Consider the following 11,679-nt stretch of genomic DNA (forward strand, 5'->3'; position numbering starts at 1 on the left):
CGGGGGTTTCGTTTCCACCCGAAGGCGGGGCGGGGGGGGGGGGCCCCCCGCATCCGCCGCCCGCCCGTCATGGGTTTGCGATCAGGTCCTACAGTTCGAAGCCAAGCTCCTCGGCGGCTTCGGTGGGGACCGGGTCCTCGGCCCAGAGATCCTCGAGGTTCTCGTTGGTCGCGAGGGAGCGGATCTCCGCCTTGTCGATGTAGAGTTCGCCGCTCAGATGGTCGGTCTCATGCTGGAAGATGCGTGCCGGCCAGCCGTGCAGGCGTTCCTTGTGGTGGTTGCCGTCCTCATCGTCCCATTCGGCGGTGATGTCCAGCCAACGGCGGCGCACGGCTTGGTAGCCGTCGAAACTCAGGCACCCCTCGTAGAAGCTGGCGGTCTTCCCCCCCACCGGCTCGTATTTGGGATTGATGATCACGTGGAACGGGAATTCGGCGATCTCACGCGGATCGTCCTCGTCGTCGCGCACATGGTCCTCCACGACGGCGAGCGCCAATCCCAGACCGATCTGCGGGCCGGCGAGGCCCACGCCCGGCGCCTCGAGCATGGTGGTGCGCATGGTCTCGATGAGCTTGGCGAGCGTGCGCTTGGACAGCTGGCCGGTGTAGGCGGCGCATTGGGCGCGCAATACCGGTTCGCCGGCCTGCACGATGGGCAGGATGCGGTCCTTGCCGCCGGTCTTGATGAGCTGTTCGACGTCGCGGTTCAATGCGAGGTCGACCTTCGTGTTCTTGCCGAACATGAATCTCCTTTATCGGGGAATCGGGGAATCGGGGATCAACGGTGATATCGCGTGGCGTCGTTACAGGGCGAGCTCGTCGGCGACGACCTTCGCGAGGCGCGCGCACACCTCGTCGGCCTGCTCCTGCGTGGCCGCCTCGGCCATGACGCGCACGAGCGGTTCGGTGCCGGAGGGGCGCAGCAGCACGCGGCCGGTGTCGCCGAGCAGCTTCGACTCCTTCTCGACCGCAGCCTGCACGGCGGCGTTCGTGGTGGCGGCCATCTTGTCGACGTTCGGCACGTTGACGAGCGTCTGCGGCAGCTGCGGGAAGTCGGCGGCGAGCTCCTTGAGGCTCTTGCCGGAACGCACGACCTCGTTGCACAGGGTGAGCGCGGTCAGGGTGCCGTCGCCGGTGGTGGCGAATTCGCGGTTGATGACGTGGCCGGACTGTTCGCCGCCCAGCGTGTAGCCGCCGCGCAGCATCTCCTCCAGCACGTAGCGGTCGCCGACCGCGGTCTGCACGGTCTTGATGCCCATGTCCTTCAGGGCGAGCTTCAGACCCAGGTTGCTCATCACGGTGACGACGAGCGTGTTGTCGGCGAGCTTGCCGGACTCCTTCTTGGCGCGCGCGAGAATGCCCATGATCTGATCGCCGTTGACCATGTTGCCGTCCTCGTCGACCGCGAGGCAGCGGTCGGCGTCGCCGTCGAACGCGACGCCCATCGCCGCGTCCGTGGCCTTGACCATGGCCTGCAGCTGCTCGGGGTGCGTGGAACCGGCGTGCTTGTTGATGTTGTAGCCGTCCGGGGAGGCGTTGATGACGATCACGTCGGCGCCGGCGCGGCGCAGCGCCTCGGGGGCGACGACGGAGGTGGCGCCGTTCGCGCAGTCGGCCACGATCTTGAGGCCGCGCAGGGGCTTGGGCTGCGTCTTGTCCGGGTTGAGCGGCGCGATCGAGGAGACCAGATGGTCGATGTACAGGTTGGTGGCGGTCACGGTGTCGTGGCTGACACGGCCCACGCCGGCGCCGGTCGGGCGGTCCCAGTCCTGACCGAGCACGGCCTCGATCTCGTCCTCCTTGGCGTCGGGGAGCTTGAAGCCGCCGCGCGCGAAGAACTTGATGCCGTTGTCGGGCATGGGGTTGTGGGAGGCGGAGATCACGGCGCCCATCTCGACATTGAGCACGGAGGTGAGGAACGCGACGCCCGGCGTGGGGATGATGCCCGCGTCGATCACGTCGAATCCGCCGGCCGCCATGCCGGCGGACAGCGCGGAGGCGAGGAAGTCTCCGGAGACGCGCGTGTCGCGTCCGACGAGCGCGCGGCGGCGTCCTTCCGGCTGGCTGCCCTGCTCCTCGCCGGCCTTGCCCAGCACGCGCACGGCGGCATCGCCCAGATCGAGCGCCAGACGGGCCGTCAGATCACGGTTCGCAAGTCCTCGAACACCATCGGTTCCAAACATCTTCGGCATTGTTGTGCATCCTTCATTCGACTATCCGGACATCCTCGGGGCGTTCCGCGACGCACGCCGCATGGCGGATGCCGCATCGGCACGCCCCCGTTACCCTGACCCATGGTAATCGGCGCGCATACGGGAATCACCCGGTTCGTCCGATTGCCGCCCAAATCGGCCACAATCGGAAGGCGCGCGACCGACGTCGAGCCGGCGGGGGCGCACGGGCCGGGCCTACGCGAATGGCCGGCCCTCGGATCAGTACGTCTTCAGCGCGAGGTCGATGGTGAGGATGATTCCGGCGATGACCGCCGCCCAGCGCATCACGTTCGCGGGGATGCGGCGGGTGACGGGCGGCGCGACGTATCCGCCGATGAAGCATCCGACGCACAGCATGACCGCCGCCGGCCAATCGACCACGCCGCGTGCGATGAACACGACCGCCGCGGTGATGTTCGCCCCCGTGCCGATGAGCGTCTTCAACGCGTTGATCTTATGGAACGGACCGATCTTGGCCGCGTCGAGCACGGCGAGCGCCACCGTGCCCGCGCCCGCGCCGAAATACCCGGAGTAAACGGCCACGCCGCCCGTGGCGAGCCACACCCACCATGCGTCGCGGCTCATCGGCTGCACGGGTCGGTCGGCCGATGTGCCGAACCGTGCGGCCGGTCCGCCCGAGTGCGCGGCGTCATCGGCCGGATTCACGCCGGCGGCGCCCATGTCCGCCAATTGCGCCGCGGCGTCCTTCGCCGCCTGCCGCGCCGCGATGCGTCCACGTGGGTTGACCGCGATGAGCAGTGACGAGAACAGAATCAGCGCGGGCGCGGCGAACTCGAACACCTGCGGGTCGAGTTCGAGCAGCAACAACGCGCCGGCCACGCCGCCCAACGCACCGATCGTCATATAGACGATCACGCGCGCCGCCTGCCCCCTGAGCTCACGTTGCGCGCCGATGATACCGCCGATGCCGGTGCCGATCACACCAACCGTGTTCGACGCGTTGGCGAGCACGGGCGGGATGCCGAGCGCGAGCAATGCCGGGTACGATACGAGCGACGACGCGCCCACCGCGTATCCGACGAATCCGGCGCCGACACCCGCGAACAGGATCAGCGCCAACGTGACCAATGAGAATCCGGCGACCATCACAACCTCCCGGCCGCCTGCGCACCATATCCTTCGGCGCCCCGCGCCGGGACGAGCATCCGATGCACGTCCGCCCGCGCCCTAACGGTTTCCTAACGGCCTTCTGCGAGGATACGCCGACGCGATGGTTCCGAGGGGATTCTCTTGCCATGTGGACCGTACCGTTCGTCGCCCATTCCTACGGCCGCCGAGCCGGGACGACACCATCATCAATTCCATGGGGCACATGCAGGTGCCTTCGCATATGCGAAGATTTCCGGGGGCTCTATCCACAATGCCCGATACGCCTTCCCCAAAGGCCGTATCCGTCGTTACCGTGCTGCCATGAGCACCAGCACCATCGATGCGACGATTCCCACACGGGCAATCATGCCCCCGCAGGATTCCGCCATGCCGATGACCATGACCTTGGCGCAACGCAGGACCGCCACCGCACGGCGATGCACGGCTGCGTCGCAGGCGGTGAACAAACGCCTGCTGTTCGGCATGTCCACATCATTGAAGCTGCATGGGGTTCCCCTGCCGCGGTCATGCGACGACGACATGCTGCACACCGTATCCAGCAGCAAGACGAAACGTGTCAGGGCGAATCCCGGGACTCTGACGAATCACATATGGGCGCCGTTGCCCCTCGCGCACAATACGCGCATCAACCAGCATGTCTACGCGCTGGATCCGTTCCATACATGGGCGCAGTTGTCCGAACGGATGCCGTTGTCATCGCTCATCCCGGTGGGCGAGGCCATCATCACCGCAATCGCCCGCCAATCCGTGTTGGCGAACGGGCGCACACCGAAGGCCATCCACCGCGATTTCGCCGCGGCACTTGCCGGGATGCCGCGATTCAAAGGCAAGCGCAGGTGTCTGCAGGCGATGACGCTCATCCGCCCGCATGTGGATTCGCTGCAGGAACCCGAACTCAACCTCGCGATGCTCGCGCACGGTCTGCCCCGGAACGTGGCGAACCACACGCTTTCCGATCTGAAGTTCAGATCCGGAGTGGCCATGACGTTGGATATGGCCTGGCCTGAGTACCGCGTCGCCGTCGAATATGACGGTGACCAGCACCGCACGGAAAAAGACCAATGGCGCAGGGATCAGGAGAAACGCGAACGGCTCCGCGATCTCGGCTGGTCCATCAGTATGGCGACGGCCGGCACTTTGGACGATGATGCGGCAACGGCCGACTTCGTGTTCCCCGTGGCACGGCAGCTGGCGCTTCGTGGCGCCGAAGTGCCGTTCCGGATTATCGCGAGACCATTGCATGAGATGATCCGCGAGATGGCGAAGGCCGCAGGGTGAGCGCATGGTATGCGACGTTGTGGAGACCGTGGGATACAACGCGGCAACAGACGAAATGTCCACTGTGTCCCACGGATTCATGGGATACAACGCATGGATCGACCTCATCCATATTGAATCCCAAGGGCATACCGCCTTCTCGCGCCACATCCATGAATCCATCGCAGGGAAGCGCCATATTCCAACGATTCTCAGCCACATGACGACGGCCGGATTGGGATGCAATGCAGAAATCAGACGAAAGACCGGTGAATCCCAAATCCTCGCGGGACACAACGCGTACAAGAGGCGCATACACGTTACGGACCGCGAATCCGTGGGATTCGACACAATAATCACGCAAATCCGCATTGGGGCCCAAGCCACGACGGAACAACTCCCCGGCCCTCGACGTGTGCCGATCCTTTCCCCCATGCGGCCAACCTATGGCGGGGTCATACGGCGGGGGCTGTGACACAGTATTGCGTCGCAGCCCCTCAACCGGCCTATTCCGACCGGCCTGACGGACCGCATGTATGCGGAAAGCCCGCATACGTCCAGCCGTGTCAAGCCGCCGGCGACATCACAGGCCTTCGTTGTAGCGGCGCACGGCGAGCGTGCGGCGCGAAGAGGCGACGTTCTCGACGACGAGACGCTTCAGGGCGTCATCGGCGGCGAAATGCTCCTCCAGCCAGGACTCGCCCAGCGAGACCAGCGTGGCCGGATCGGCGTAGCCGGGGTACAGGCCGTTGAGCAGGGCGTCGGCCATGTGGTAGGTCTTGTGCTGCCAGATCCAGTCGATGGTCTCGAAGTACTTCGCGGCGTACGGCTCGGCCAGGTCGGGGCGCGGCGTGGCGGCGAACCCGCGGGCCACGGCCTCGAGCTGGCTGTTGGTGAGCCCGTCGTTGTCGAGCGCCTGATCCCACGCCCACGCCTTCGCCTCGGCGGTGGCGCGAACGGCCTTGGCGCCGTAGGCGAACTCGCGGTTCTCGGTGGTTTCCTTCTTCGCGAGCTGGGCGTCGATGAACGCCTCGTCTACGGCGTTGACCGAGGCGAGCGACTGCACGATGGTCCAGGTGAAGTTGTTGTCGATCTCGAGACCGGGCACGACGACGGTGCCGTCGAGCAAGCCGCGGGCGTGGCCGGCGAACGCCTCGTCGCCCTCCTCGCCGTAGCCGAGATAGGCGGTGGCGAGCTGGAACTGCTGGTCGGAGCCGGCGGGCGCCGCCGCGAGCAGCGTCCACAGTTCGGCGGCCACATGCCTGAGGACCTCGTCACGGCGCGCCGCGGCCACATAGTGGTGCGCGGTGGTGCTCATGCAGGCCAGCGCGTAGCGGAACGTGGTGGATTCGGTCTCGCGGGCGAGCAGCCGCAGCGTCATGTCCACGAAGCGTTCGGCGGGGAATTCGCCGTCGCGGGTCATGTCCCAGAAGGCGAGCCAGATCACGGCGCGGGCGAGCGCATCGTCCACGTCCGCGAGATGCGCTTCGGCGAAGGCGAGCGATTCGGCGTCGAAGCGGATCTTCGTGTAGGTGAGGTCCTCGTCGTTGACGAGCAGCAGCGCCGGGCGACGCTTGCCCGCGGCGGCCTCGACCACAGTGGTCTCGCCGTCCACGTCGAGTTCGACGCGGTCGGTGCGCTTGACCTTGCCGGTCGTCTCGTCGAGATCGTAGAAGCCGACGACGAGACGGTGCGGGCGCAGCACGGCGTGGTCGGCGGGCGCGCTCTGGACGAGCTTCAGCTCCCCGATCGTGCCGTCCGCGCCTGCGCTGAGCACCGGGCTGATCGTGTTGATGCCGGATTCCTCAAGCCACTTGGCGCTCCACGACTTCAGGTCGCGGCCGGAGGTCTTCTCCAGCTCGTGCAGCAGGTCGGCGAGCGTCGCGTTGGAGTACGCGTTCTTGTTGAGGTAGTTGTGGATGCCTTGGAAGAACTTCTCGCGGCCCACGTAGAACACGAGCTGCTTGAGCACGGAGGCGCCCTTCGCGTAGGTGATGCCGTCGAAGTTCACGTACGTGTCGTGAAGATCGTTGATGGGCGCGACGATCGGGTGCGTGGTGGGCAGCTGGTCCTGCCGCAGGGCCCAGCTCTTCTCACCGGAACAGAACGTGGCCCACGCGTCATGCCATTCGGTGGCTTCGGCGGTGGCGAGCGTGGAGGTGAATTCGGCGAAGGACTCGTTGAGCCACAGGTCGTTCCACCACTTCATCGTCACGTAGTCGCCGAACCACATGTGGGCGAGCTCGTGCAATACGGTGACGACGCGGCGTTCGGCGAGCGCGTCCGTCACCTTGGATTCGAACACGTAGGAGTCACGGATGGTGACCATGCCGATGTTCTCCATGGCGCCCGCATTGTATTCCGGCACGTAGATCTGGTCGTACTTGGCGTACGGGTAGGGCACGCCCCAGGTCTTCGCGTAGAAGGCGAAGCCCTTCTTGGTGATGTCGAACAGGTAGTCGACGTCCTTGGCGAACGCTTCGGCGAGCGACTGGCGGCAGTACTGCGCCATCGGCACGGTGCGGCCGTCCTCGTTGGCGTATTCGGTGTGCCATTCGGCGTACGGGCCGGCGCAGATGGCGGTCAGGTAGGAGCTCATCACCGGGGTCGGCTCGAAGCTCCACAGCTTCGTCGTCTCGTTCGGCTTGGATTCGAGCGTGCCGTCGAGCGTCAGGCGCGGGTCGTCCTCGACCGAGTGGGCGGGCATGTTGGAGGTGACGATCCAGCTCTTGGGCGCCAGCACCTTGAAGTCGAAGGTGGCCTTGAGGTCGGGCTGGTCGAACACGGCGTAGACGCGGCGCGCGTCCGGCACCTCGAACTGGGAGTACAGGTACACGTTGCCGTCGGAGGGGTCGACGGAGCGGTGCAGGCCCTCACCGGTGTTGGAGTAGCGGCACTTGGCCTCGACGACGACCTCGTTCTTCTCCCGCAGGCCGGTCAGCTCGATGCGGTCGTCGGCGAACGCCGTCGCAGGGTCGAGGGCGACGCCGTTGAGCGTGATCGCGCTCACCTCGTCGGCGATGATGTCGAGGAAGGTGGAGGAGCCGGGCTTCGCGTTGAAGCAGATGAAGGTGTGGGAGCCGAAGGTGCGCGCGCCGACGGTCAGGTCGAGGTCCACGTGGTAGTGGATGGGCGCCTCGACGACGGCCTTGCGCTCCTCGGCTTCGACGCGGGTCAGGTTCGATCCGGGCATGTGTTCTCCTTGATATGTGACGAGGCTCCCCCGATGCGGGGGAGCCCTGGGCTATTGCGCCATCGCGATGCGGCGCGGGTTCAGCGCTGTTCGGTGACGTCGGTGGCGATGTCGGCCACGACGGGCACGATCATCGGCTTGCGGCGCAGCTGGCGCGCGATCCATCCGCCGAGCGTGCGGCGCATGATCTGCTGCAGCTTGTACGTGTCGGTGGTGCCCTGCATCAGGGCGTCGTTGAGCTGTTCGACGATCTGGTGGCGCACCTTGTCGAATTCGCTCTCGTCCTCGGCCACGGCGTTGAGGTAGATCTTCGGACCGGAGACGACCTCGCGGGCTTCGGAGTCGACCACGACGAACGCGGAGACGAAGCCTTCGGTGCCGAGGATGCGGCGCTTCTCCAGCTCCTCGTCGGTCAGCTCGCCGACGGAGTCGCCGTCCACATACACGTAGCCGCACGGCACGGAGCCGACGACCGCGGCCTTGCCGTGGTAGAGGTCTACGACGTCGCCGTCCTCGGCGAGGACGACGTTCTGCGGGTCCACACCGGTCTTGACCGCGATGAGGCCGTTGGCCACGAGGTGGCGGTTCTCGCCGTGGATCGGCATCGCGCACTTGGGCTTGACGATGTTGTACATATACAGCAGCTCGCCCTCGTTGCAGTGGCCGGACACGTGCACGGCGGCGTTGTCGCGGTTGACGACCTTCGCGCCGAGCTGCACGAGCTTGTTGATGACCTTGTACACGCCGTGCTCGTTGCCGGGGATGAGCGAGCTGGCGAGGATGACGGTGTCGAACTCGTTGACGTGGATGTCGCGGTGGTTGCCGTCGGCGATGCGGCCGAGGGCGGCCATCGGCTCGCCCTGCGAACCGGTGCACATGTAGACGAGCTTGTCGTCCTGGATGTCGTTGGCCTGCTTCAAGTCCACGACGGTGCCTTCGGGGATGTGCAGGTAGCCGAGGTCGGCGGCGATGGACATGTTGCGCACCATCGAACGGCCGACGAACACGACCTTGCGGCCGTACTTGTGGGCGGTGTCGACGACCTGCTGCACGCGGTGGACGTGGCTGGAGAAGCTCGCGACGATGATCTTGCGCGTGGCCTGCGCGAACGCCTGGTCGAGCGCCGGTCCAATCGAAGTCTCCGGCTTGACGAATCCGGGCACCTCCGCGTTGGTGGAGTCCATCATCAGCAGGTCGACGCCCTTTTCGCCGATCTTGCCGAATTCGACCAGATCGGTGATCTTGTGGTCGAGCGGCAGCTGGTCGAGCTTGATGTCGCCCGTGTCGATGAGCGAGCCGGCCGGGGTCTTCACGTGGACGGCGAGCGCGTCCGGGATGGAGTGCGTCACGGTGATGAACTCCAGCTCGAACGGGCCGACCTTGAGCTTGTCGCGGCCCTGGACCTCGACCTTGGTGGGACGCTGGTGGTGCTCCTGGCATTTCGCGTCGACGAAGGCGAGGGTGAGCTTCGAGCCGATCAGCGGGATGTCCGGACGGAGCTTGAGCAGGTACGGCACGCCGCCGATGTGGTCCTCGTGGCCGTGGGTGAGCACGAGCGCCTCGACTTTGTCGAGACGGTCCTTGATGTAGTGGAAGTCGGGGAGGATGAGGTCGACGCCCGGCTGCTCCTCCTCCGGGAAGAGCACGCCGCAGTCGATGAGCAGGATGTGGCCGTTGTATTCGATCACGTTCATGTTGCGGCCGATCTCGCCGAGACCGCCGAGCGGCGTGATGCGCATCGATCCCTTGCGGTACTTCGGCGGGGCGATGAGCACCGCGTCCTGCTGGGGGGCGGTGGCCTGGGTGCCGATGTTCTGGCTGCGGGTGCGGGAGGAGGCGCCGCCGCGGCCGCGGCCCGCGCCCCTGCCGCGGCCGGATGTGCCACGGCGGCGTGAATTGTTCGAATTCCTGGTGTTTTTGTCTTGTGCCATTGCTTTCTTGTGTTTCCTGGTTTCTTGCCCCCGTGCTCTCACGAGGGCGACATGTGTGTCGGTTCCCACTGGTTCGCACACGCGTCGGCCCGCCGGTCCCGCGCGCCTCATGATGTGCCGGCGCGCGGACGGGCGAATGGGCCAGACCTCTTACAGCAGGCCGGCGGCCTTCATGCCCTGTTCGGCCTTTTCCAGCTGGGTGGCGTCGGGTCCGACGTTCGGCAGACGCATGAAGGTGGAGTCGAGCACGCCGCGGACCTTGAGCGCGGCCTTGGCCATGACGGCCTGGTAGCCGTCGCCGTTGAGCGCGTGCACGAGCGGTGCGAGCTGGTTGGCGAGGCGCTGCGCCTCGTGGATGTCGCCGCGGTCGAAGGCCTCGACGAGCTGGCGCATGGGGTTCGCGGCCGCATGCGCGATGACGGAGATGATGCCGACGGCGCCGATGGAGAGGAACGGCAGGAACAGGCCGTCGTCGCCCGAATACCAGGCGAGTCCGGTGCGCTGCTGCTTCTCGACGGCTGCGGCGAGGTCGCCGGTGGCGTCCTTGACGGCCACGACGTGTTCGAGTTCGGCGAGCCGGTCGTAGGTGTCGACCTGTACTTTGAGCCCGGTGCGTCCGGGCACATCGTAGATGATGATCGGCTTGTCCGTGTTCTCGTCGACGGCCTTGTAGTGGCCGACGACGCCGTCCTGGGACGGACGCGAGTAGTACGGCATGACGACGAGCACCGCGTCGGCGCCCGCCTCCTGGGTCTGTTCGACCATGCGCACGGTGTGCGCGGTGTCGTTGGAGCCGGCGCCGGAGATGATCGGCACGTCGACGGCCTCCTTGACCGCGCGCACGAGCTCCACCTTCTCATCCATGTGGGTGACGGGGGATTCGCCGGTGGTGCCGTTGACGACGAGGCCGTCGGCACCGTCCTCGACGAGTTGTCTGGCGAGCTTCTGCGCCGCCTCGTAGTCGATATCGCCGTTGGCCTTCATCGGGGTGACCATCGCCGGCAGGATACGCCCGAACGGGGCGGGATTCAGCAGATGCATTGCGCTCTCAGTCATAGTGCTCACCGTACTTCGCGTTGTGGACTCAGCCGTAACCCGCGGTTAACCTCCCGTAGGCGGGCGCGGAGCCGCGTCTACAGGTCGAGGAAGTTGTCGAGGCCGACGGTCAGACCGGCGGGCGCGTCGGAGGCCACCTTGCGCACGGCGAGGAGCACGCCGGGCATGAACGATCCGCGGTCGAAGCTGTCGGCGCGGATGACGAGCTGCTCGCCGGCGTTGCCGAAGAGCACTTCCTCGTGCGCGTTGAGGCCGCGCAGGCGCACGGCGTGCACGTGGATGCCGTCGACGACCTGGCCGCGCGAGCCGCCGTCGGTTTCGGTGGCGTCCGGCACGGGGCCGAGTCCGGCCGCCTTGCGCGCGGCGGCGACGGCGGCGGCCGTGTGGATGGCGGTGCCGGACGGCGCGTCCACCTTGTTCGGGTGGTGCAGTTCGATGATCTCCGCGGATTCGAAGTACTTCGCGGCCATGGCGGCGAAGTGGTCGGCGAGCACGGCGGAGATTGCGAAGTTCGGCGCGATGAACACCTTCTGCCCGTCGGGGCGCGGGCCGGCGGCGATGGCCTCGCGCACGCGCTCCAGCTTCTCCTCGGTCCAGCCGGTGGTGCCCACGACCACGTCGACGCCCTGCGCGACGAGCGCGAGCACGTTGTCGATGCTCACGGCCGGCACGGTGAATTCGACGACGACGTCCGTGTTGTCGGGCGTGATGCGCGTCAGGTCGTCGCCCGCGTCGAGCGCGAGCGCGAGCTGCGTGTCCTGCGCGCCGTTCACCGCGTCGACGACGTGCGATCCCATGCGCCCCTTGGCGCCGACGACCGAAACCCTGATCATGTGCACTGCTCCGTTCCTGTGATGGCCGATGACGGCCGTATGCCTTGCCGTCGTATCCGTCACGAG

Annotated in this window: 9 protein-coding genes; 2 read left to right on the top strand and 7 right to left on the bottom strand. The window is 66.5% G+C overall.

Features of this window, described 5'->3' with window-relative positions; all coding sequences use genetic code 11:
• Positions 1-88 precede the first annotated feature (88 nt).
• The 3 genes from BFAL_RS06325 to BFAL_RS06335 form a co-directional block, all read right to left on the bottom strand.
• Complete coding sequence (locus tag BFAL_RS06325) at positions 89-742, bottom strand: peptide deformylase (RefSeq protein ID WP_055427579.1); 654 nt, start codon at positions 740-742, stop codon at positions 89-91.
• Between the two features lie 60 nt (positions 743-802).
• The gene (gene glmM / locus BFAL_RS06330; protein ID WP_055427580.1) at positions 803-2,191 is read right to left on the bottom strand and encodes a phosphoglucosamine mutase; all 1,389 of its coding nucleotides are present in this window, start codon (positions 2,189-2,191) and stop codon (positions 803-805) included.
• A 240-nt stretch (positions 2,192-2,431) separates the two neighbouring features.
• A complete protein-coding gene (locus BFAL_RS06335; protein WP_055427581.1) occupies positions 2,432-3,319 on the bottom strand; it encodes a sulfite exporter TauE/SafE family protein in 888 nt (295 codons plus the stop codon).
• A 324-nt stretch (positions 3,320-3,643) separates the two neighbouring features.
• Here BFAL_RS06335 and BFAL_RS06340 point away from each other — a divergent pair, with 324 nt between their 5' ends.
• Both BFAL_RS06340 and BFAL_RS11245 read left to right on the top strand, forming a co-directional pair.
• Positions 3,644-4,621 carry a putative endonuclease domain-containing protein gene (locus BFAL_RS06340; protein ID WP_236691689.1) on the top strand — a complete coding sequence of 326 codons (978 nt, stop codon included), beginning with the start codon at positions 3,644-3,646 and terminating at the stop codon, positions 4,619-4,621.
• A gap of 79 nt (positions 4,622-4,700) precedes the next feature.
• Positions 4,701-5,075, top strand: a complete 375-nt coding sequence (locus BFAL_RS11245; protein ID WP_160319048.1) for a hypothetical protein — start codon at positions 4,701-4,703, stop codon at positions 5,073-5,075.
• A gap of 108 nt (positions 5,076-5,183) precedes the next feature.
• On the opposite strand, the gene pepN is transcribed toward BFAL_RS11245, so the two are convergent.
• From pepN to dapB, 4 genes are all read right to left on the bottom strand, one after another.
• A complete protein-coding gene (gene pepN / locus BFAL_RS06350; protein ID WP_055427583.1) occupies positions 5,184-7,793 on the bottom strand; it encodes an aminopeptidase N in 2,610 nt (869 codons plus the stop codon).
• 80 nt (positions 7,794-7,873) lie between these two features.
• Entirely contained in the window at positions 7,874-9,724 is a 1,851-nt protein-coding gene (locus tag BFAL_RS06355; protein WP_055427584.1) for a ribonuclease J, read from the bottom strand.
• A gap of 150 nt (positions 9,725-9,874) precedes the next feature.
• Positions 9,875-10,780, bottom strand: a complete 906-nt coding sequence (dapA, locus tag BFAL_RS06360; protein ID WP_055427585.1) for a 4-hydroxy-tetrahydrodipicolinate synthase — start codon at positions 10,778-10,780, stop codon at positions 9,875-9,877.
• A 77-nt stretch (positions 10,781-10,857) separates the two neighbouring features.
• Positions 10,858-11,613 (bottom strand): 4-hydroxy-tetrahydrodipicolinate reductase, encoded by a 756-nt coding sequence (gene dapB, locus BFAL_RS06365; protein ID WP_055427586.1) that lies wholly within the window; start codon positions 11,611-11,613, stop codon positions 10,858-10,860.
• Positions 11,614-11,679 lie beyond the last annotated feature (66 nt).

Source organism: Bifidobacterium aesculapii, assembly GCF_001417815.1.
Taxonomy (GTDB): domain Bacteria; phylum Actinomycetota; class Actinomycetes; order Actinomycetales; family Bifidobacteriaceae; genus Bifidobacterium; species Bifidobacterium aesculapii.